The following is a 22,672-nucleotide window of genomic DNA, read 5'->3' on the forward strand; positions in this document are numbered from 1 at the left end:
GCAAGGTTTGAATTCGGGGTCGACTCAGCAGGGGGTCTCGGCGCCTTTGCGCGCATACCACCACCAGGTCACGACAATGCAGCTCAGGTAGAAGCCGACGAACATGTAGAAGGCCAATGCCGGGCTGCCGGTGTAGGCCATGGACGAGCCAAAGGTCTTGGGAATGAAGAACGCACCGAAGGCGCCCATGGCCGAACTGAAGCCCAGCACGGCTGCCGATTCCTTGGTCGCATCCTTGAGGGCTTGCTCACGCACGGCGGCAGGTTTGCCGGCGCTGGCTTTTTCATGCTGGGTGCGGAAGATCACCGGGATCATGCGGAAGGTGGAGCCGTTGCCGATGCCAGTGGTGATGAACAGCAGCATGAACAGGCCAAGGAAGCCGTAGAAGCTGCCGCCCTGGCCGTTCAGTGGCAGAAAGTGCAGGACGCCAAACACCATCACGATCATCAGCACGAAGTTCCACAGGGTCACCCGCGCACCGCCCAGTTTGTCTGCCAGCCAGCCGCCCAATGGGCGTACCAGGGCGCCTACCAGGGGGCCGAGGAATGCGAATTTCAAAGCGTTGACGTCCGGGAACGAAGTCTTGATCAGCATCGGGAAGGCGGCCGAGAAGCCGATGAAGGAACCGAAAGTCGCCAGGTACAACCAGCACATCAGCCAGTTGTGCTTGCGCTTGAAGATCACTGCCTGCTCGCTGAACGAAGCACGGGCGCTGGACAGGTCGTTCATGCCGAACCAGGCAAACAGGGTCACGGTGATAATGAACGGCACCCAGATAAAGCCAGCGTTCTGCAGCCACAACTGGCTGCCGTCTTCCAGGGTCTGCGGCTGACCACCGAGCAGGCCGAACACACCAAAGGTGATCACCAGCGGCACGCAGAACTGCATCACCGACACGCCGAGGTTACCCAGGCCGGCGTTCAGGCCCAGGGCCGTGCCTTGCTGGGACTTGGGGTAGAAGAAGCTGATGTTGGACATGCTCGAGGCGAAGTTGCCGCCGCCGAAACCGCACAGCAGCGCGATCAGCACAAATACGCTGTAGGAGGTGCTGGGGTCCTGCACCGCAAAGCCCATCCACAACGAGGGAATCAGCAGCGACGCGGTGCTCAGGGCGGTCCAGCGGCGGCCACCGAAGATCGGCACCATGAACGAATAGAACACGCGCAAGGTGGCACCGGACAGGCCCGGCAAGGCGGCCAGCCAGAACAGCTGATCGGTGGTGAAGCTAAAGCCGATGGCGTTCAGGCGCACGATTACCGTGCTCCATACCATCCATACAGCGAAGGCCAACAGCAGCGCCGGGATCGAGATCCACAGGTTGCGGGTCGCGGTCTGTTTGCCGCTGGCGCCCCAGAATGCAGGGTCTTCGGGGCGCCAGTCGTGGATCACCGGGCCCGAATTGGGCTTTTGCGCGATAGTCATGCGGATTCTCCTTGGAGAGGCTGGGCCACCGCTTTACCGAGCAGCGGTTGCTTGCGGATTTCACTGAAGTACATCCAGGTCAGGGAGACCCAGACCACGCCGTACATCAACATGAAGCAGGAAGAGCGCACGCCGGTGAGGTCCACCAGGGCGCCGAACATGATCGGCAGCACGAAGCCACCCAGCCCCCCGGCCAGGCCGACGATGCCGGACACCGCGCCCATGTTTTGCGGGTAGTCATTGGCGATGTACTTGAACACCGAGGCCTTGCCGAAGGCGAAGGCGATGCCCATCACAAACAGCAGGATGGTGAAGACGGTGGCGTTGAGGCCGATATGGAAATCCAGCGGGCCGTTGACGGTCTGCACCTGCAATTGGGTCTGCGGGTAGCTGAGCAGGAACAGGCAGATCCAGCTCACCCACAACACCCACCAGGTCACGCTTTGTGCGCCCCAGCGGTCGGACATCCAGCCGCCTACGGCGCGCAGCACCCCACCCGGCAGGGAAAAACACGCGGCCAGCAGCGCGGCGCTTTGCAGGCTGAAGCCGTATTCCTGCACGTAGTACTTGGTCGCCCACAGCGCCAGGGCCACGTAGCCACCGAAGACAATCGAGTAGTACTGGCAGTAGCGCCACACGGCCGGGTCCTTGAGGCACAGCAACTGCTCGCGAAAGGTCGCGCCACTGGCATTGCGGTGGGCCTTGTTTTCGCTGGTGAGGAACCAGAACAGCAGCGCGGTGATAAACAGGATCGCGCTGAACACCTTCGGCACCAGGTGCCAGGTACCCAGGGCGATCAGGGCCGGCGCAAGAAATTTGGTCACCGCCGCCCCGGCGTTGCCGGCACCGAACACGCCCATGGCAAAGCCCTGGTTGTCCTTGTCGAACCACTTGGCGACATAGGCGATGCCCACCGAGAACGAGCCGCCCGCCAGGCCGACAAACAGCCCCAGCACCAGGAATTGCCAGAAGGCGGTGGCATAGGTGATCAGGTACAGCGGCAGCACGCAGGTGAGCATCAGTACAAAGAACACGATGCGCCCGCCGAAGCGGTCCGTCAGCAGGCCCAGGGGCAGGCGCACCAGGGAGCCGGTCAACACGGGGGTGGCGGCCAGCAGGCCGAACTGGGTTTCGTTGAGTTGCAGCAGCTCTTTGATCGGCACGCCAAGGACGGCGAACATCATCCAGACCATAAAGCACACGGTGAAGGCCAGCGTACTCATGCCCAGCACCAGGCCTTGTCTTACACGGGGTTGAGTCACGGTTTGCGCTCCCAGAAGTGATTCCATGAGCGCAGGTTAGGGGCGACGTCCTCGCAGAACTTGACCCAGATCAACGTCCGCCTGGGGGGTATTGGCCTATGCTTGCCCCATCTACCTCCAAGGAGGTAGGCCAAATAACAAGAGAAAGTCTTTATTTATCAATGGATTGGTCTCTTGTGCCGGCTTTTTCCCGTGGGAGGGTTCGCCGGCAACTCTTTAGAGGTAGTGCGCCAGGGATTGCAGAATTCAATGCTGTTTTCCTTGCCAGGTGCCGCCATGCTGCTGTTCTTCCTCCTTCGATTACGCCGTGATGTTTAACTGGCTGCGCAGCTCCCTGCCCGCGCGGGCCGGTGTCGCGGTGATCCTGATTGCGATCCTGGCCCTGGCCAGTTCCCTGAGCGCCGGGCTGATCGCCTGGTTCAGCCAGGGCGACGGCGCGGCCATCAACACCGCAGGCTCGGTGCGCATGGAGACCTACCACCTGAGCTGGAAACTCGCCGACCATGCCCCCGCCGACGAGATCCAGGCCATCACCCAAAGCCTGCAACGGCGCCTGGACAGCCAGTCATTGAAAGCGGTGCTGGAAGACGGCCCCCAGAGCGCCCTGCAACAGAGCTACCAGCAGATCCAGCAACACTGGAACCTGGAGCTGCGCCCGGCCATCGAGCGTGGCGACGGCGCCCTGTTCCGCGAACGCGCGCCAGCCTTTGTCGAGCAACTGAACCAGTTCGTCAGCCTGTTGCAGCAGCAGAGCGAGCACAAACAAGGCTGGCAACAGCTGATCCAGGGCCTGGCGCTGTTCAGCACCCTGATCATCCTGCTGCTGGGGCTGTATGAATTGCAGTACGGCGTGGTCACGCCCCTGAAGGAGTTGGTGGATGCAACGCGACGCTTTCGCGAGGGCGACTACACAGCCCGGGTCAATCACCGCTCCCAAGACGAGCTTGGCCAGTTGGCCCTGAGCTTCAACACCCTGGCCGAAACCATCGAGCAGTCCCACCGCACCCTGGAAAGCCAGGTGCAGCACAAGACCCTCAACCTGCAACAAGCCAACGCCGCCCTCGAGTTGCTCTACGAGAGCAGCCGCAGCCTGGCCACGCGCCTGGCCAACGCCGAAGGCCTCGACGAATTGATCCGGCGCTTCCAGAAGCGCCTGCCGGGCCTGCGCCTGTCGCTGTGCCTGCAAGGGCACTTCCTCGCCCCGGCACAGCAGATGCTCGCGCTGCATGGTGAAAACAGCCGCAACGTCTGCGCCATTGGCGACTGCGCCACCTGCGAACGGCATCACGTGGCCCCGCCCCAGGTGTTCAGCATCAGCAACCAGGGCGCAGAGTTGGGCGAACTCAAGGCGCATTTCGTCGACGGGCATGCGCCCCAGGACTGGGAAAAACAGCTGATCCAGGCGCTGGCCAACCTGATTGGCACCTCGCTGTCCCTCAAGCGCCAGCGTGAACAGGACCACCGCCTGTTACTGCTGGATGAACGCACGATCATCGCCCGCGAGCTGCACGACTCCCTGGCGCAAGCGCTGTCATATATGAAGCTGCAAGTCAGCCGCATGCAGACCCTGCTGCGCCGTGACGAACCCAAGGCCACCCTGGAAACCGTCACCGGCGAACTGCGCGAAGGCCTGAACAACGCCTATCGGCAACTGCGTGAGTTGCTTACCACCTTCCGCCTGCAAATCCACGATGCCGGGCTGGTCCAGGAGCTCAAGGACACCGCCGAGGAGTTCTCGCGCCGTGGCGAATTCCAAGTACACCTGCATGTGGACGCCCTGGCCTTCCAACTGTCAGCCAGTGAACAGATCCACCTGTTGCAGGTGACCCGTGAAGCCTTGTCCAACTGCCTGCGCCACGCCCATGCCGAGAACGCCTGGCTGCAACTGCGCCAGCACGGCGAAACCGTGAGCTTGAGCATTGAAGACGACGGCCGCGGCTTCAGCGAGCCGGTGGACCAACGCGAACACCACGGCCTGAACATCATGGATGAACGCGCCCGCAGCCTGCACGGCCTACTGGATATTTCTGCCCGCGAGCCCCAAGGCACACGGGTACATTTGCTGTTTCGCCCGGAATTCCTCGGGCAGTCTTTACAACAAGGTAGCCTGTCATGAACACCCCACACCGCCACGGCATCCTGCTCGTCGACGACCACCCGATGATGCGCCACGGCATGCGCCAGATGCTCGAACTGGAAGATGACCTGCACGTGGTGGGCGAAGCCGGCAATGGCGAGGAAGCCCTGGGGCTGATCGAATCGTTGCAACCGGACCTGGTGTTGCTGGACAACAACATGCCGCAAATGAACGGCCTGGAAACCCTGCGCCGCCTGCGCGCCATGGCCTATGGCGGCAAGGTCTTGCTGTTTACCGTGTCCGATGCCGAAGACGACATCCGCGACGCCCTGCGCCTGGATGCCAACGGTTATCTGCTCAAGGACATGGAGCCGGAACTGCTGATCCAGTACATCCGCGATGCCCTGCACGGCGCCCTGGTGATCAGCCCTGGCCTGACGCGCGTGCTGGCCCAGGCCCTGCGCTCACCCCAACCCCATGCCGCGGTTGAACTGACCGAGCGCGAGCGGCAGGTGTTGAAGACCATCGCCGGGGGTTACAGCAATAAGGTGATCGGGCACAAGCTGGGGATTACCGAGGGCACGGTGAAGGTGCATGTGAAGAATCTGCTGCACAAACTGGGGTTGCGCTCGCGGGTGGAGGCTGCGGTGTGGGCGATGGAGCATTTGCGCCAGGCTGGGTAGGGTTTTGTGGGAGCTGGCGTGCCTGCGAGGGTCGTTAGCGATGACGTTGGGTAACTGACACCCCGAGGTGTTCTTGCTGGCGTGATCGCAGCATAGGTATCTACACAACTTTCAGAAACTGACGAACTTCCCTGTGGCGAGCGGGCTTGCCCCGCGCTGGGGTGCGAAGCAGCCCCAAAAGCCCTCCACGTTTCTTCAGATAAACCGCGATGGCCGGGTTTAGGGCGGCTTCGCCGCCCAGCGCGGGGCAAGCCCGCTCGCCACAACAGCCCTATCTGCCTGGATTTAGGCGTTGCGGCAAAATTGTGTAGATACCTATGGTGATCGCAGGGAATGCAGCTGCGCGCTCTGGCGTTGCATTACCGCACTTTCACCGTCAACGCCCCCACACTCGCCAAAACAATAACCGTCCCCACAATCACCATCATCGAAGGTCGCTGCGCCAGTATCACCCATGCCATCACCATCGCCACCGGCGGTATGAGATAAAGCGCAATCGCTGCCCGACTGACCTGGCTGTGCGTCAGTACATAAGCCCAGGCCAGGTAGGCCAGCGCACTGGGAAAGATGCCCAGCACCAGCACTGCCAGGTTCACCGACACCGGCGCCTGGGCCACTTCCTCCGGTAATCCGGGCAGATACACCAGCAGCAACGCCGTACCTGACCAGAGGGTGAAACACACCATTGTCAGTCCGTCATAACGCTGTGAGTAACGCTTTTGCAGGGCGAAATACAGGCTCCAGGACGCCGCTGCCAGCAGGATCAACACGCCATGCCCATCCAGTTCGCCCAAGCCGCGATCCCCCACCGCCACGACTCCGGCACCGAGCAGGCCGCCGAGGACACAACCCCATTGCCAGGCGCCGAGCCGCTCCCTGAACAACGTGCTGGCGAGCAATGCGCTGAACAGTGGCGTCGATTGCGCCAGGACGCTGGCGGCGCCGGCACTCACCCCGCGCTGGCCGTAGTTGAGGGCGATGTGGTGCAGCGTCACCGCAAACAATCCCAACACCGCAAACAAAGGCAAATCCCGGACCCGGGGCCGTGCAATGCCCTTGCAGCAGGCCACCCCGGCCATAAACACCGAAGCAATCAAAAAGCGCAGCACAGCCAGATTGTCGGGCGCATAGGCCTGCAGCGCGATATGGATGCCGACAGGCGAATACGCCCAGCAGAGGATGACGAAGAGGGTCGCCAGGACAACTTTTGCGTGGGGCATGAGCATTCTCAGGGACGTGGCAGCACACAGGCACTGCCTGGCAAAAGTATGAGAAAACCCAAGCCCTGAAAAAAGTGACTTAAACTGAGCCCACTCTTCACTTCAGGTGAACCATGGAACTGTCCCAACTGCGCATGTTCAAGACGGTCTACGAGTTGGGCAGCATCGCCCGTGCAGCCGCAAAGCTGCATTGCGTGCCGTCCAATATCACCGCACGGCTCAAGTCCCTGGAGCAGGAGCTCGGGGTCGCGTTGTTCCTGCGTGAGGGCCGGGGCCTGCGGGTCAGTCCTGCGGGCGAAGTGTTTATCGAATACGCGACAAAAATCCTCGACCTCACCGAAGCCTCCCGGCGTGCCGTCGCATCTGGTGGCGCGCCCCATGGGCACCTGCGGATCGGGGCTATCGAGTCCAGTGCTACGGGGCGCTTGCCCCATTTGCTGGCGCGCTACCACGCGCTGTACCCACAAGTGTCGTTGGCGTTGAGCACCGGCACCTGGTCGCAGTTGCTCGATGATATCCAGCACCATCGGCTGGACGCGGCGATTGTCGCCGTGGATGTGCAACGCCCGGGGCTGGAAAGCACGCTGCTGTATAGCGAAGACCTGGTGCTGATCGCCCCCAAGTCCCTGGGGCCGGTGCGCACCGTGACCGACCTGCAGGGCCTGACCCTGTTTATGTGGCCGACCGGCTGCCCGTATCGCCTGGCACTGGAGCAGTGGTTGTCACGCCACGGCCAAGTCGCGTCAATCGTCAGCATCGCCAGCTACGGTACGATTATCGGCTGTGTCAGCGCCGGCAGCGGCGCCGCGCTGGTACCGCGGGGGATCTACGAGCAATATCGTCAGGGCGCCAACTGGCAAGGCCACGAGTTCGCGGAACTGACGCGCATCGACAACCGGTTTTACTGGCACGCCAACACAGGCTGCCATCCGGCCCGGGATGCATTTTCGGCACTGCTGCGCGATCACTGCCTCCTCGGGGCTACCTCCAACGAGGCATAGGCCCGGCAAGCCTTGCGCCCTACCATGGGGGGGAGCGGAGGTACGCCATGCTGACCCACCCATCCATCGTTTTAACCCTGCGCCGGCATCATCTGTTCAGCCCCTTGCCGGAAAAAATCTTCCAGGACGTCTGCACCCTGGCCAATCTCAAGCGCCTGCCCGGGCACGCGACCTTGATGCATCAGGGCGACCCCGCCGAGCGGTTTTTCCTGTTGATCAGTGGCCAGGTCAAGTTGCACCGGGTCACCGGTGAAGGCCAGGAGCATCTGGTGGAAGTCATTCGCCCCGGCCAGACCTTTGCCGAAGCCCTACTGTTCAGCCAGGCCAAGGCCTACCCGGTGAGTGCCACGGCCCTCAAGGACAGCGTGCTGGTTACCATCGAGGGCCATCATTACCGCAAGGCCCTGGAAGACCAGCCGCAGATCTGCCTGGCAATCCTCGGCACCATGAGCATCCACCTGCATCAACGCCTCAAGGACATCGACACCCTGAGCCTGGCCAATGCCAGTCGCCGGGTCATCAACTTTCTGATCCAGGAGCGCGACCTGGCCAGCGGCGATGTGGTGCTGCAGGTGCCCAAGCGTCTGGTGGCCTCCAAACTGGGGATTCAGCCAGAGACGTTTTCGCGGATCCTGCATCGGCTGGTAGACGCCGGCCTGATCGATGTACAACGGCGCACGATCCGCATCCTGTGCGAGGAGCAGTTGATGACCTATCAGGCCGGCTGACTTAGAATCGACGCCATTCTTCGCCCGCCTTCCTGACACGAGCGCCCCCATGAGCTTTGATTTCGATACGATCCACCCTCGCCTCGGCACCGGCAGCACCAAGTGGAGCCGCTACCCCGAAGACGTCTTGCCGATGTGGATTGCCGACATGGACATCGCCGCCCCGCCGGCGATCCTCAAGGCCCTGCACGCGCGCCTGGACCAGCAGATGCTCGGCTACAGCGTCGCCCGGCCGGAAGTGCGCGAGGCGATCATCAGCGACCTGTGGCACAAGTACGCCTGGCACGTGCAACCCGATGAATTGCTGTTCCTGCCGGGTGTCGAGCCAGGCTTCAACATGGCCTTGCATGCCTTTGTCCAACCGGGCCAGTCGGTGGTCTTGCAAACCCCCAACTACGCGCCGCTGCGCCATGCAGCGGGCAACTGGAACCTGCCGAAGATCGAAGTGCCGTTTGAACTGAGCGACCAGGGCGAATACCTCACCCCCCTGCCCGCCTTGCGCCAGGCCTTGAAAGGTGCCGGCGCACTGCTGTTGAGCAACCCCCACAACCCCCTGGGCAAGGTGTTTGCCCGCGAGGAACTGCTGGCCGTCGCCAATGCCTGCCTGGAACAAGGCACGCTGATTGTCTCCGATGAGATCCATGCCGAGCTGTGCTTCGACGGGCGCCGGCATATCCCTACCGCCTCGTTGAGTGCAGAGATCGCACGGCGCACCATCACCCTGATGTCCGCGAGCAAGGCCTACAACGTCGCCGGCCTGAAGACCTGCTTTGCGATTGTCCAGGACCCACTCATCCGCGAGCGCTTCAACAAGGCGCGCTGCGGCATGGTCGATAGCGTCAGCCCGTTGGGCCTGGAAGCCACCTGGGCGGCGTATAGCCAATGTAGTGAGTGGTTGGAGGCGTTGGTCACGTACCTGCAAGGCAACCGCGACTACCTGGTGGATGCCGTGCAAAAACGCCTGCCAGGGGTGGTCATGCATGCGCCTCAAGGTACCTACCTGGCCTGGCTGGATTGCAGCGCCCTGGGCCTGGAAGACCCACAGCGGTTTTTCCTTGAGCAGGCCAAGGTAGGCTTGAGTGCGGGCGTGGAATTTGGCGATGACAGCCAACAGTTCGTACGCTTGAACTTTGGCTGCCCGCGGGCATTGCTCGAAGAAGGTATTTCACGCCTGGAACGCAGCCTGCAAAACCTGTAGGCGCGGCCCTGGCGGCTGATCAGAGCTTGGCGATGGACACCTCGGTGGATTTGACGAAGGCAATCACTTCGCTGCCCACCTTCAACTCCAGGTCACGCACCGAACGTGTGGTGATCACCGAGGTGACAATCCCGGACGCGGTTTGCACGTCGATCTCGGACACCACTTCGCCGAGCAGGATTTCCTTGATCACGCCTTTGAACTGGTTGCGCACGTTGATCGCTTTGATGGTCATGTCGGTTTTCCTTTCACTGTTGGGTCAATCCGCACGAATGCGCAGACCTTCAAAATGCGCCATTCACACCAACAACAAAAGGAATAAATAACTATTTATTTATTCCATATAGATATATGCAAAACCCTGTAGGAGCCGGCTTGCCGGCGATGGCGTCCTTGAACTCAGCACATGATTCACGGGCCTCATCGCCGCATAGGTATCTACACAACTTTGCCACAACGCCTAAATCCAGGCAGATAGCGCAGTTGTGGCGAGCGGGCTTGCCCCGCGCTGGGCTGCGAAGCAGCCCCAATAAGCCGAATGCGTTGTACCAGGTACACCGCAGCGGCTGGTTTTGGGGCTGCTTCGCAGCCCAGCGCGGGCGATGCGGCGTTCCGACAAGCCCGCTCGCCACAGGAGAGTTCGTCAGTTTCTGAAAGTTGTGTAGATACCTATGCCCATCGCCGGCAAGCCGGCTCCTACATGGGTTTGGTCAAAAACCTACTGTTGCCGACACCAGCCAGGTACGTGGCGTAGACAGGGTCAGGCCGGGCGCGCTGTCGCTGGAGGTCGCGGCCGATGCCCAGTAGGTCGTATTCAGCACGTTCTCCACAGTCGCACGCAGGGTCACTGGGTTTTCCTTGACCTTGAAGGTGTAGCGCGCCCCCAGGTCATAGCGTTCCCAATTGTCGATCTTCTGCTGGTTGGCCGCGTCCAGGTACTGCGCGCCGGTATGGATCGCGCGGGCGGTCAGGGTCAGGCCTTGCAGGCGTGGGATATCCCATTCGGCACCCAGGTTGACGTTGGCCACTGGTGCACCGGTGCCGCGCTTGCCGTCGGTCAGGCCCTGGGCGGTCTTGGTCTGTTCGCTGTCGAGCAGCATCACCCCGCCGAGCAGGCGCACGCCGGCCAGAGGTTCGCCAAACACGTTCAGTTCCACGCCCTGGTTGCGCAATTCGCCATTGGGTTTGAAGAAGCCCTGGTTGTCGATGCCATAGGCCGGCTGCTTGATCTGAAACACGCTGGCCGTCATGCCAAAGCTGCCCATGTCGTACTTGGCGCCGACCTCCACCTGCTTGCTCTTGGTCGGCGGGAAGATCGCGTTTTCATTGTTTACCCCGCTCGAAGGTGCCGTCTCGCCCTGGCTCAGGCCTTCCATGTAGTTGGTGTACAGGGACAGTTGATCGGTGACTTTCACCACCAGGCCCAGGGCTGGCGAGGTCGCTTGTTCGTCGTACTCCGGCTGGTCCTTGATGCCATTGCTCCAGGACGTGACCTGGACCTTTTGCAGGCGCGCACCCAGGGTCAGCAGTACCCGTTCATCGAAGAAGGCCAGGGTGTCGGCCAAAGCCAGGCTGGTGAAGCGGTTTTCGGTGTGGGTGCTGGTGTCCCAGCGCACCGCCTGGCCTGGACGGGGCAACACCACCGGGTTGTAGAGGTTGCTCCTGCCGGGGGTATAGCGCTCGCCGGCATTGTCGAAATCCATGTTGAACTGGTTGAGGCTGACATTGAGCGTGTGCCCTACAGGGCCGGTATTGAACCAACTGCGCGCGCCCACAGTGGCGGTCTTGACGTCTTCGTCGCGGCGGAAGCTGCGCGGCACTACCGTGAAGTCGCCATTGCTCTGGGTCGCCTGCACGCCGTGGCGCAGGAAGTCGTAGTTGCCTTTGCGCGCACCGGCGGCGGCGTAGACCATCAGTGAATCGCTGACATCAAACTCGCCACGCACCGCGCCAAAGGTGTCCTTGGTATGGGAGTACGTCCAGGATTGGGCAAAGTTGTCGCGGATGTCACGGGCCTTGGGCATCACGCTGCCCCTGGCAACTTCCACGCGCTCCTGGGGCGCGTCGGCGGTGCGTTCCTGACGCCCGAGGTCGAGGGACAGGCGCACTCGCTCCTTGCGATAGTCGAGGCCGATCACGGTCATTTCGCGGTCGACCTCCTGGTGATCCCATTCGGTATCGCCGGATTGCTTCACGCCATTGAAACGCACGCCAAACTGCTGCTCGTCGCCAAACCGCCGACCGATATCCACCGCACCACCGAACTGCCCGGCCGAGGCATAGCTGCCAGTGAACTCGGTAAGCGGTGCATCGGCGGCACGCTTGGGCTCGATATTGATTCCGCCACCGATACTGCCCCGCGGCGCGATACCACCGAGCAAGGCGCCGGGGCCCTTGAGGATATCGACGCGCTCGACCATTTCCATGTCGATGGCGTAAGTCGGCAGCACGCCATAGAGGCCGCCGTAGGACACATCGCTGTTGAACAGGCTGAAACCACGCACCGAAAACTGCTCGAAACGCCCACCGGCGGGGTTGGTGATGCGCACCGAAGGGTCGCTGGCAACCATTTCGCCGAGGGTCCGCGCCTGCAGGTTCTTCACCGCCTTGGCGGTGTAGGACGTGAGGTTGAACGGGGTATCCATAAAGTCGTTATCGCCCAACAGGCCCTGGGCGCCTTTGCGTGTCACTTGGTCACCGGCGTAGGTTTGGGCAATGGGTGTGTTCGCGGTCCCCAGAATCGAGGTGGCTGGCAACTGATAAGCACCGCCCTGTGGCGCGGGGATCAAGGTGTAGGCACGCTCACCCACCGTTTGCAATTGCAGGCCCGAGCCTTGCAGCAGGCGTGCGAAGCCTTCTTCGACGGCAAACTCACCGGAAATCCCGGCGCTTTGGCGACCGCCGACCAGGGCCGGATCCACCGAAAGATTGACCCCGGCCAGCCCGGCAAAGCGGGTCAAGGCGCTGCCCAGGCTGCCGGCGGGCACCTGGTAACTGCGCCGGGCCGCGTCCTCGGCCCAGCTCACAGGGATAAACATTGGGCTGGCACTCAGGCTCAGGACCAGACTCAGGCGCAGTAGCGATGGCGGGACGACAGGCATTAAAAGGCTCTCTGTTTTCGTTCACTTGCCTTGGATGACAGGCGAGCCGAAAAAAAGGGACACGATCGTTCAAACTGGCCGAAAAAATGTTGGAGCCGCTTTGTGTGGGAGCGGGCTTGCTCGCGAAGGCGGTGTATCAGACATAGATGAGTTGGCTGACCCTGCGCCTTCGCGAGCAAGCCCGCTCCCACATTGGATCTGCCTCAACAATTAAATCGTGGTCAAGCCAGGGTTTTACGCGGTGCCAGCGTGACCCAATAGCGCGTGCGCCACTGCACCTGCAGCCCATGGGTGGTGGCCAGCAGGCTGAGGATGCGGTCGGTGTCGTCCAGGCGGAAACTGCCGGTGACGCGCAAGGCTTCCAGGCTCGGGTCCCAGCGCAAAACGCCCGGGCGATAGCGATCAAGCTCGCGCAGGAAGTCGCCCAGCCCCTGGTTCTGCGCCGTCAGCACGCCATCGCGCCAGCCCAGTTGCAGCGCGTCGAACGGAACCGGCGCCCCCAGCCCCGAGGCCTGCAGGCGTATCTGTTGCCCGCCGCGCACCAGGGCGCTATGCCCCGCTCCGTCGCGCACTTGCACCTGGCCCTTGAGCACCGACACCACACACGCCTGCGCCAACTGGCGCACACAGACCTCCGCCTGGCTGGCGACAACCTGGCCATAACGGGTGTGGACAGTCAGCGCCGCCGCGCCTGGCACACTCAGCGCCATTTCCCCGTCGACCAAGGTCAGGCGCCGCTGCGCAAGGTTTACATCCACCGCGCTGGCCGTGTTCAGTTGCAGGGCGCTGCCATCGGCCAGCGGCACGCGTTTGCGCTCGCCGGTGGCGGTATGCAGGTCGGCACGCCACACGTCGAGGGGTAACTGGCGACTGAGCAGCCATGCCGCCGGCACCAGCGCTGCCACGCCCAGGGCGCGTTTGAGCACGGCACGCCGCCCCGGTTGCGGGCGGTCGAGGCTGGCCATGGCCAGGGAGGATGGCAATTCGGCAAAACGCTGGCGCAGCAGCTGGGCTTTTTGCCAGGCCTGTTCGTGCTGGGGATGGCTGTCGCGCCATTGCTGCAAGCCCGCGTGATCGCGCTCGCCGGCCGTGCCCGACTCCAGCAGCGCCAGCCACTGCGCCGCTGCCCGCGCCACATCCGGCGCGGTGCGGCTCACAGTTCCACCAGCAGGCAATGCTCATAGGCCTGGGCCATGTAGCGTTTGACCGTACGTTCCGAGACCTTGAGACGCTCGGCAATCTCCCGGTAGCCCAGGCCTTCGAGCTGGCTCCAGAGAAACGCCCGACGCACAACCGGCAGCAAACCGTCGAGCAATTCATCCAGTGCCTGCAGGGTTTCCAGCAGCAACCAGCGCTGCTCCGGCGATGGCACGCAGTCGTCGGGCAAGCGTGCCAAGGCGTTCAGGTAGGCCTGCTCCAGGCTGCGGCGCTGATGGAAATTGACCAGCAGGCGCTTGCCCACTGTCACCAGATAGGCCCGTGGCTCCTGCAATTGCGCTACCGGCTGGGCACTGGCCAGCACCCGCAGGAACGTATCCTGGCTCAGGTCGGCGGCATCCCAGGCATTGCCCAGGCGCCGACGCAGCCAGTTTTCCAGCCAACTGCGATGGTCGCGGTACAAGGTGCTCAGGCTGGGTTCGGCGGTGGTCGTTGGCGATACAGCATCATTCATGGCAAGCGAACCCTGAGCAGCGCGAGTGAGTCTCAAATGAGATTCATTCTATTTAATATCCCTGCGCTGCACCATGTTCTTTTTGCCGGGTAGACGGGCGGAGGCTGTTAATCAAGCGCCCTGGCCTTATGCCGCAGCAGATCAATAAACAACCCCAACTCGTGGCTCACCGGTTCACCCTTGCGCAGCAAGATGCCAAATGGCGCAAGCGTCACTTCCAGCTCCACTGGCAACTCGACCACTAGGCCCATCTTCAGGTAATCACGCAGGGCGCTTTCCGAAAGCACCATGATTGCATCGGTCAGTTGGATCAGTTGCTGCATGGAATACACCGAGCTGCATTCGATGATGTCCGCCGGCAGGGGCAAGGCCAGGCGCTGCAACGCTTCGTCAAAGCCGATGCGTGCCGGGCTGCTTTCCGGTTGCAGAATCCACGGCCAGTCGCTGACCAGTTCCTCCAACGGCAAGCTCGCGCGCTGCGCCAACGGATGCCCGGCATGTACCACCACCAGCAGGCGCTCGTTGCCCAACGGCTCAAAGCTGTAATGCTCGCTATTTGTGGCAGCGTTACGACGGGCGATGGCCAGGTCGATACGCCCTTGTTCCAGCAGTTGGATCACCTGGTCGCTGGTGTCGCCCATAATGCGAATGCGCAGTTGCGGGTTGAGTGACTTGATCTGGGCAATCGAGTCCATCACCAGGTCCGGCGCGGCGCCCATGATGGTGCCGATGGCCAGGTAGCCATAACCGCCCTGCTGGCGGGCCATCAAGTCTTCGGCGCAGCGGTCCAGGCCGCTGAGTGCCGATTCGGCGAAGCGAATCAACTCCTTGCCCAACGCCGTGGGGCGCATGCCACGGGGCAAGCGTTCGAACAGGTCACAGGCAAACATGTCCTCGATCTCGCGCAGCATGCGGGTGGCCGCCGGTTGCGACATGTTCAGGGCCTGGGAAGCACGGTGCAGGTTCTGGCTCGAACTCAAGGCCACCAGCATATGCAAATGCTTGTAGCGCAGGCGGTTGAACAGGCTGCGGGAGATCAGCGGACTACTCATTCTTTTCCTTACTATCGATACCCTGAGGTTATCGCTTATGAGCGAGATTCGATTTGTAGCGCATTGCTCGGCCGCCGTACAGTCCGGCCCATAAGAACAAAGCCCTACAAAAGGACTTCAAGATGACCACGCTACCCGTGTCCCTGCTCGCCAAAATTTCCTGGCGGCTGCTGCCCTTCCTGCTACTGATGTACATCATGGCCTTCCTCGACCGCGCCAACGTCGGGTTCGCCAAACAAGCCTTCCAGGCCGACACCGGCCTGAGCGACGCCGCCTTCGCCTTTGGCGCCGGGGTGTTTTTTATGGGCTACGCCTTGCTCGAAGTGCCGAGCAACCTGATCCTGCATCGCGTCGGTGCCCGCCTGTGGATGTGCCGGATCATGGTCAGTTGGGGCCTGGTCTCGGCGGCCATGATGTTTGCCCACAACGAAACCAGCTTCTACATCCTGCGCTTCTTGCTGGGTGTGGCCGAAGCCGGGTTTTTCCCTGGCGTAATCCTCTACCTCACCTACTGGTTTCCCCAGGCCGCACGCGGCAAGGCCATGGGTTTTTTCTACTTTGGCGCGCCACTGGCCTTCATCTTCGGCAGCCCGCTGTCTGGCCTGCTCCTGGAAATGGACGGCTTCGGCGGCCTGCATGGCTGGCAATGGCTGTTCGTCGTGGAGGGCCTGATGGCTTCGGCAGTGGGGATCTGGGCCTATTGGTACCTGGACAATCGCCCCGCCGACGCCAAATGGCTGACCGTTGAGGAGCGCCGCCAGATCCAGGACCTGCTGGACGCCGAAGACCAGCACAAAGGTTCCCATGGCCGCAGCCTGCTCAGCGTGCTGTGCCAGCCGTCGGTGCTTTACCTGTGCCTGGTCTACCTGCTGATCCAAGCCAGTGTGTACGGCGTGGTGTTTTACCTGCCGACCCAGGTCAGTGGTTTGCTTGGCACCAAGGTCGGCCTGATGGTCGGGCTGGTCTCGGCGATTCCCTGGGTGTGCGCGCTGTTCGCCGCGTGGTGGATCCCCGGTTATTCCGACCGCAGCGGCGAACGCCGGCGCACCGCATCGCTCACCTTACTCATGGCTGCCGCCGGCATCGCCTGCTCAGTGACATTCGCCAACCCATTGCTGGGCATGCTCGCCCTGTGCTTCGCCGCCTCGGGATTTATTGCCGTGCAGCCGGTGTTCTGGACCTTCCCGTCCAGCTACCTGGCAGGTAGCGCCGCAGCTGCAGGAATTGCCTTGATCAACTCCTTTGGCGCACTGGGCGGGTTTATCGCCCCGGTCCTGAAGAACTGGGCGGAAACCGCCTTCCACTCCCCGGCAGCCGGCCTGTACCTGCTGTCCGCCACCACGGTACTGGCTGCGTTGCTGGTGCTGGGTATCCATTCCCCCGGCCAAAAAGCGTCGAACACGCCGGCCACTGTTTAATTTTCAGGAGTCACACCATGGGCAACATCACCATCAAACACGTCCGCGCTTTTGTGTTGCGCGGCGGTGGCGCGGACTATCACGACCAGGCTGACGGTCACTGGATCGACGACCACATTTCCACGCCCATGAGCAAGTACCCCGAGTACCGCCAGAGCCGCCGCAGTTTCGGGATCAATGTGCTCGGCACGTTGGTAGTGGAGATAGAAGCCAGCGACGGCACCGTTGGGTTTGCCGTGACCACCGGTGGCGAACCTGCGGCCTATATCGTTGAGAAACACCTGGCACGTTTCCTTGAAGGCGCACGCGTCACTGATATCGAGAAAATCTGGGACCAGATGTACCAGTCCACTCTGTATTACGGGCGTAAGGGTCTGGTAATCAACACCATCTCCGGCGTGGACCTGGCGCTGTGGGACCTGCTCGGCAAGATCCGCCAGGAACCGGTACACCAATTGCTCGGCGGTGCGGTGCGCGATGAACTGCAGTTCTACGCCACCGGCGCGCGCCCGGACCTGGCGCAGAAGATGGGTTTTATCGGTGGCAAGATGCCCCTGCACCACGGCCCAGCCGAAGGTGAAGAAGGCTTGCGCAAAAACCTCGAAGAGCTGGCGACCATGCGTGAGCGGGTCGGCACGGACTTCTGGCTGATGCTCGATTGCTGGATGAGCCTGGACCTCAACTACGCCACCAAACTGGCGATTGGCGCCCACGAATACGGCCTTAAATGGATTGAAGAGGCGCTGTCCCCCGACGATTACTGGGGCTACGCAGCACTGCGCAACAACGTACCCAAGGGCATGCTGGTCACCACCGGCGAACATGAAGCCACCCGCTGGGGCTTTCGCATGCTCCTGGAGATGGGCTGCTGCGACATTATCCAGCCGGATGTCGGCTGGTGCGGCGGCTTGACAGAACTGGTGAAAATTTCCGCCCTGGCCGACGCGCACAACGCCATGGTGGTGCCGCACGGTTCCTCGGTCTATAGCTACCACTTCGTCGCCACCCGGCAGAACAGCCCGTTCGCCGAATTCCTGATGATGGCGCCCAAGGCCGACGAAGTGGTGCCGATGTTCCACCCGCAACTGCTGGGCGAACCGGTGCCGATCAATGGCCGCATGCGCTTGTCGGTACTCGACAAGCCGGGCTTCGGCGTAGACCTGAACCCCGCTTGCCAACTGCACCGTCCGTATAACCGCTAAGGAATTTCACCATGAAAATGCCTCACAACGCGTTCAAGGCCGGCCTGCGGCAGGACGTCAGCCAATACGGGATCTGGGCGGGTTTTGCCACCGGCTACGCCGCAGAAATTGTCGCCAGCGTAGGTTACGACTGGATGCTGATTGACGGCGAACACGCGCCGAACACCGTGCCCAGCGTGCTCAATCAATTGCAGGCAGTGGCGCCGTACAGCACCGCGCCCGTGGTGCGTGCGGTCAGCGGCGATGCCAACCTGATCAAGCAACTGCTGGATCTCGGCGCGCAGACCCTGATGATCCCCATGGTCGAAACCGCCGAGCAAGCCCAGGCCCTGGTGCGCGCCATGCGTTATCCGCCCCACGGTATCCGTGGCGTGGGCGGCGGCCTGACCCGGGCGACGCGCTGGGATGGCGTCGACCATTACCTCACGACCGCCCATCAAGAGCTATGCCTGATCGTTCAGGTCGAGTCGCGCCTGGGCGTGGAAAACGTCGAGGCCATCGCCGCCGTCGAAGGCGTGGACGCGGTATTTATCGGCCCCGCTGACCTGTCCATCGGCCTCGGCCATGCCGGTAACCCCGGCCACCCCGAAGTCCAGGAGCGCATCCAGCACGCGGTCAGCGCTACGCTCGCTGCGGGCAAGGCCTGCGGCATTCTTGCACCCAATGAAGAAGACGCCCGACGTTACCAGGCCTGGGGCTGCCGCTTTATCGCGGTAGCCATTGATATCAGCCTGCTGCGCCAGAGCGCCCAAAGTACCCTCGCCCGCTACCGCCCTGCCGCCGACGCTAAAGCGCCTTCGCGCACTTACTAAGGAGCCTGCCATGCCATCCGTTCCGGTTTACCAGAACTTCATCAACGGCTGCTTTACCGCCAGCAGCGCGCACATCGACGTGCTGAACCCGGCCACCGGCGCACTGCTGTCCAAGGTGCCGGCCGCCACTGCCGAAGATGTCGACCAGGCCCTGGCCGCCGCCCGCGCAGCGCAAAAAGACTGGTCCCGCAAACCGGCCATCGAGCGCGCCGGGCACTTGCGACGAATCGCCGCCAAGCTGCGGGAAAACGTCGCGCACCTGGCCCGCACCGTCACACTAGAACAGGGCAAGATCAGCAGCCTGGCCGAAATCGAAGTCAACTTCACCGCAGACTACCTCGACTACATGGCCGAATGGGCGCGCCGCATCGAAGGCGAGATCATCACCAGCGACCGGCCCAACGAAAACATCTTCCTATTCCGCAAACCCCTGGGCGTGGTGGCCGGGATCCTGCCGTGGAATTTCCCGTTCTTCCTCATCGCCCGCAAGATGGCCCCGGCTCTGCTGACCGGCAATACCATCGTGATCAAGCCCAGCGAAGAAACACCGAACAACTGCTTTGAGTTCGCCCGCCTGGTGGCCGAGACCGACTTGCCGGCCGGGGTATTCAACGTAGTCTGCGGCGACGGCCAGGTCGGCGGCGCCCTCACCGCCCACAAGGGCGTGGACATGATCAGCTTCACCGGCAGCGTCGCGACTGGCTCGCGGATCATGACCGCGGCGGCACCAAACATCACCAAGCTCAACCTGGAGCTGGGCGGCAAGGCGCCGGCCATCGTCCTGGCCGATGCCGACCTGGAGCTGGCCGTCAAAGCCATTCGTGACTCGCGGATCATCAACAGCGGCCAAGTGTGCAACTGCGCAGAACGTGTGTATGTACAACGCAGCGTCGCCGACCAGTTTATCGAGCGCATCAGCGCGGCGATGGCCGCCACCCGCTACGGCGACCCACTGGCCCAGGCCGATGTGGAAATGGGCCCGCTGATCAACCGCCAGGGTCTGGAGAGTGTCAACCGCAAGGTGCGCACGGCCCTGGCCCAAGGTGCCAGCCTGGTTACCGGCGGGCAGATTGCCGACCTCGGCGCCGGCTTTCACTTTCAGCCGACGGTATTGGCCGGTGGCCGCGCCGACATGGATATCATGCGCGAAGAAATCTTCGGCCCGGTGCTTCCGATCCAGATTATCGACGACCTCGACGAAGCCATCGCCCTGGCCAATGACTGCGACTATGGTCTGACCTCCTCGATCTACACCCGTGACCTGGGCAAGGCGATGCACGCAGTGCGCGAACTCGACTTTGGCGAAACCTACGTCAACCGCGAGAACTTCGAGGCGATGCAGGGCTTCCATGCCGGCGTGCGCAAATCCGGGATCGGCGGCGCCGATGGCAAACACGGCCTGTACGAGTACACCCATACCCATGTGGTGTACCTGCAGAGCTGAGGTGGTGCAACGGTCACGGCATGTGAGTGCCGGCCCTCACAACGACCCTTCCAACAAGGATTGCGCAATGAGCATTGCCAACCTCTACAGCGGCCCGATCATCGACAGCCATTTGCACCTGTTCGACCCACGCCGCCCTCAGGGTATCCCGTGGCCCGAGCCGGGCAACCGCCTGTACGCCGCACATTTGCCTGAAGACTACTGGGCGCTGGCGGCCCGACATAACGTGATCGGTGCCATTGCGGTAGAAGCCAGCCCGTGGCGCGACGATAACCGCTGGTTGCTGGAAACCCTGCGCAGCGATGCGCGAATGCTTGGCTTTGTCGGCAATCTCGACCCGCTGCACGCGCAGTTTGCCGGCGAACTTGCGGCACTGGCCTACGAGCCACTGTTCCTTGGCCTGCGCTACGGCAACCTGTGGGACCGTGATTTGCTGGTCGACCAAACACGTCCCGGGTTTATCGACGGCCTGCGCCAGCTTGCCGATTGCGGCCGTTGCCTGGACAGCGCCAACCCAGACCCGCGGCTGATCAAGGGCCTGTTGCACCTGAGCGATGCCCTCCCCGAGCTGCGCATCATTATCGATCACCTGCCCAACGCCCAGATCCCTGTGGGCCAGGAAACGGCCTACCATGCAGACCTGTTGCGCTTGGCCGAACGGCCCAATGTATTTGCCAAGCTGGCAGAAATCCCCCAGCACGGGCCCAACGGCTTGATTGTCGATAGCGCGTTTTACAACGACCGCCTGGCCGTACTGTGGGACGCGTTTGGCGAAGACCGCTGCTTCTTTGGCAGCGATTGGCCCAATAGCGATCACCTCGCCGATTTCGCCGCCACCCTGGGCCTGGTCAAACGCTGCATGGCTGATCAGCGACAGGCCGTCCAGGAAAAATTCTTCCTGCACAACGCCGTGCGCATCTACAGCCCGACCCTGCCCCCTGGAGGCCTCTGATGCCGACCCGTGCCTTTCGCATGAACCTCAACCCCGGCATGGCCGACGAATACCGTCGGCGCCATGACCAGATCTGGCCGGAGCTGGCCCAGGCCCTGCGTGATGCCGGCGTGGTGGATTACCGGATCTTCCTCGACGAGCCCAGCAACGCACTGTTTGCAGTGTTGCCCCACGAAGAGGTGCATGGCCTCGACGCCCTGCCCGGCACTGCGCTGATGCAGCGCTGGTGGCACTACATGCACGACATCATGCCCAGCCACCCGGATAACTCGCCGGTCAGCATGGACCTGCTACCGATGTTCAGCCTCACGCCCGACTGATCCATTCATCTGCTTACCACCACAATAAAAAGGATTCGAACACGTGGAAATCATTCTCCTCGGTGTGATTCTGCATTTAATCGGCGGCTTTGCCTCCGGCAGTTTCTACATCCCCTACAAAAAAGTCGGTGGCTGGGCCTGGGAAAGCTACTGGATCACCGGTGGCCTGGTGTCGTGGCTGATCGTGCCGCTGATTGCCGCGCAATTGACCGTGCCCGGCTGGGTCGAGATCCTGCGTAACGCCGACACCAGCACCCTGCTCTGGACTTATATGTTCGGCGTGCTGTGGGGCATCGGCGGGCTGACGTTCGGCCTGACCATGCGTTATCTGGGGCTGTCACTGGGCATGTCGCTGATCATGGGCCTGACCTCGGCCCTCGGTGCGTTGATGCCAGCGTTGTACCGCGACCTGTTCACCCACGAGACAGAGGGCACCCTGACCTCGATGCTGGCATCACAAGGCGGCCATTGGGTGCTATGGGGCGTGGCCGTGTCGCTGATCGGCATCGCGGTGTGCGGCAAGGCCGGGTTGATCAAGGAACGGGAAGTGTCCCAGGCAGTGAAGTTAGCCAGTGTCAGCGAGTTCGCCCTGGGCAAGGGCATGCTGGTGGCGGTGATTTCCGGGGTGCTGAGCGCGTGTTTCAGCTATGGCATTTCCGCCGGGCGCCCACTGGCCGCTGCAGCGGTGGAACATGGTGCCAACAGCCTGTTCCAGAACAACGTGACGTTCATGGTAATCATGTGGGGCGGCCTGACGACCAACGGCATCTGGTGCCTGTGGCTGAACTGGCGCAACCGCACGTTCCGCAACTACACCGACCGCAGCACCCCGCTGTTGCGCAACTACCTGCTGGTGGCGTGCGCCGGGACCCTGTGGTTCCTGCAATTTTTCTTCTATGGCATGGGCGAAAGCCGCTTGCAGAACGACGCCAGTTCATGGGTGCTGCACATGTCCTTCATCATCATTGTGTCCAATTGCTGGGGCCTGTATTTGCGCGAATGGCACGGCACCAGCGCGACCAACAAAAGCGTGCTGGTGGCCGGGATCGCGGTGATCCTCGGCGCGATTGCCATGGTTGGCTACGGTAATTACCTCGGCTGAGGCCGC

Annotated in this window: 20 protein-coding genes; 12 read left to right on the forward strand and 8 right to left on the reverse strand. The window is 62.3% G+C overall.

The features are described 5' to 3' along the window. Positions 1-24: 24 nt before the first annotated feature. Positions 25-1,422: a NarK family nitrate/nitrite MFS transporter gene (locus tag C5F71_RS27275; protein WP_070994248.1), complete on the reverse strand. Its 1,398-nt coding sequence runs from the start codon at positions 1,420-1,422 to the stop codon at positions 25-27. Next, a complete protein-coding gene (locus C5F71_RS27280) occupies positions 1,419-2,684 on the reverse strand; it encodes a nitrate/nitrite transporter (RefSeq protein WP_050492699.1) in 1,266 nt (421 codons plus the stop codon). The genes C5F71_RS27275 and C5F71_RS27280 overlap by 4 nt, the downstream gene beginning before the upstream one ends. Before the next feature lie 310 nt (positions 2,685-2,994). On the opposite strand from C5F71_RS27280, the gene C5F71_RS27285 reads away from it, so the two are divergent. Both C5F71_RS27285 and narL read left to right on the forward strand, forming a co-directional pair. Further along, the gene (locus C5F71_RS27285) at positions 2,995-4,800 is read left to right on the forward strand and encodes a HAMP domain-containing protein (RefSeq protein ID WP_104912462.1); all 1,806 of its coding nucleotides are present in this window, start codon (positions 2,995-2,997) and stop codon (positions 4,798-4,800) included. Next, a complete protein-coding gene (narL, locus tag C5F71_RS27290) occupies positions 4,797-5,444 on the forward strand; it encodes a two-component system response regulator NarL (RefSeq protein ID WP_029291304.1) in 648 nt (215 codons plus the stop codon). Before C5F71_RS27285 ends, narL begins: the two co-directional genes overlap by 4 nt. 359 nt (positions 5,445-5,803) lie before the next feature. On the opposite strand, the gene C5F71_RS27295 is transcribed toward narL, so the two are convergent. After that, on the reverse strand, positions 5,804-6,664 hold the full coding sequence (locus C5F71_RS27295) for a DMT family transporter (RefSeq protein ID WP_243733249.1): 861 nt from the start codon (positions 6,662-6,664) through the stop codon (positions 5,804-5,806). Between the two features lie 113 nt (positions 6,665-6,777). Between C5F71_RS27295 and C5F71_RS27300 the strand changes: the two genes are divergently transcribed. The 3 genes from C5F71_RS27300 to C5F71_RS27310 are packed head-to-tail and all read left to right on the forward strand — an operon-like array spanning position 6,778 to position 9,591. Next, complete coding sequence (locus C5F71_RS27300) at positions 6,778-7,665, forward strand: LysR family transcriptional regulator (protein WP_104912464.1); 888 nt, start codon at positions 6,778-6,780, stop codon at positions 7,663-7,665. A 47-nt stretch (positions 7,666-7,712) separates the two neighbouring features. After that, entirely contained in the window at positions 7,713-8,393 is a 681-nt protein-coding gene (locus C5F71_RS27305; protein WP_029291299.1) for a Crp/Fnr family transcriptional regulator, read from the forward strand. Between the two features lie 49 nt (positions 8,394-8,442). Further along, positions 8,443-9,591, forward strand: a complete 1,149-nt coding sequence (locus C5F71_RS27310) for a MalY/PatB family protein (protein ID WP_104912465.1) — start codon at positions 8,443-8,445, stop codon at positions 9,589-9,591. A gap of 19 nt (positions 9,592-9,610) precedes the next feature. Here C5F71_RS27310 and C5F71_RS27315 read toward each other — a convergent pair whose 3' ends face one another. From C5F71_RS27315 to C5F71_RS27335, 5 genes are all read right to left on the reverse strand, one after another. Continuing rightward, a complete protein-coding gene (locus C5F71_RS27315) occupies positions 9,611-9,826 on the reverse strand; it encodes a molybdopterin-binding protein (protein ID WP_003173733.1) in 216 nt (71 codons plus the stop codon). 475 nt (positions 9,827-10,301) lie between these two features. Beyond that, positions 10,302-12,692, reverse strand: coding sequence for a TonB-dependent receptor (locus C5F71_RS27320; protein WP_104912466.1), 2,391 nt, complete (start codon positions 12,690-12,692; stop codon positions 10,302-10,304). 221 nt (positions 12,693-12,913) lie between these two features. Continuing rightward, entirely contained in the window at positions 12,914-13,849 is a 936-nt protein-coding gene (locus tag C5F71_RS27325) for a FecR domain-containing protein (protein ID WP_104912467.1), read from the reverse strand. Further along, a complete protein-coding gene (locus tag C5F71_RS27330) occupies positions 13,846-14,364 on the reverse strand; it encodes a sigma-70 family RNA polymerase sigma factor (protein WP_104912468.1) in 519 nt (172 codons plus the stop codon). Before C5F71_RS27330 ends, C5F71_RS27325 begins: the two co-directional genes overlap by 4 nt. Positions 14,365-14,471: 107 nt before the next feature. Beyond that, entirely contained in the window at positions 14,472-15,416 is a 945-nt protein-coding gene (locus C5F71_RS27335; RefSeq protein WP_029291275.1) for a LysR family transcriptional regulator, read from the reverse strand. 122 nt (positions 15,417-15,538) lie between these two features. On the opposite strand from C5F71_RS27335, the gene C5F71_RS27340 reads away from it, so the two are divergent. The 7 genes from C5F71_RS27340 (at position 15,539) to rhaT (ending at position 22,666) form a co-directional block, all read left to right on the forward strand. Then, entirely contained in the window at positions 15,539-16,834 is a 1,296-nt protein-coding gene (locus C5F71_RS27340) for an MFS transporter (RefSeq protein ID WP_070994241.1), read from the forward strand. A gap of 17 nt (positions 16,835-16,851) precedes the next feature. Then, complete coding sequence (gene rhmD / locus C5F71_RS27345) at positions 16,852-18,036, forward strand: L-rhamnonate dehydratase (RefSeq protein WP_104912469.1); 1,185 nt, start codon at positions 16,852-16,854, stop codon at positions 18,034-18,036. Positions 18,037-18,047: 11 nt separating this feature from the next. Then, on the forward strand, positions 18,048-18,848 hold the full coding sequence (locus C5F71_RS27350; protein WP_104912470.1) for an aldolase/citrate lyase family protein: 801 nt from the start codon (positions 18,048-18,050) through the stop codon (positions 18,846-18,848). A gap of 10 nt (positions 18,849-18,858) precedes the next feature. Next, positions 18,859-20,292, forward strand: a complete 1,434-nt coding sequence (gene aldA, locus C5F71_RS27355; RefSeq protein ID WP_029291268.1) for an aldehyde dehydrogenase — start codon at positions 18,859-18,861, stop codon at positions 20,290-20,292. Positions 20,293-20,359: 67 nt separating this feature from the next. After that, the gene (locus C5F71_RS27360; protein WP_070994238.1) at positions 20,360-21,244 is read left to right on the forward strand and encodes an amidohydrolase; all 885 of its coding nucleotides are present in this window, start codon (positions 20,360-20,362) and stop codon (positions 21,242-21,244) included. Next, positions 21,244-21,564: an L-rhamnose mutarotase gene (gene rhaM, locus C5F71_RS27365; protein ID WP_177410420.1), complete on the forward strand. Its 321-nt coding sequence runs from the start codon at positions 21,244-21,246 to the stop codon at positions 21,562-21,564. The genes C5F71_RS27360 and rhaM overlap by 1 nt, the downstream gene beginning before the upstream one ends. 43 nt (positions 21,565-21,607) lie before the next feature. Beyond that, on the forward strand, positions 21,608-22,666 hold the full coding sequence (rhaT, locus tag C5F71_RS27370) for an L-rhamnose/proton symporter RhaT (protein WP_070994237.1): 1,059 nt from the start codon (positions 21,608-21,610) through the stop codon (positions 22,664-22,666). The last annotated feature ends 6 nt before the right edge of the window (positions 22,667-22,672 follow it).

Source organism: Pseudomonas sp. LG1D9, assembly GCF_002949995.1.
GTDB lineage: Bacteria > Pseudomonadota > Gammaproteobacteria > Pseudomonadales > Pseudomonadaceae > Aquipseudomonas > Aquipseudomonas proteolytica.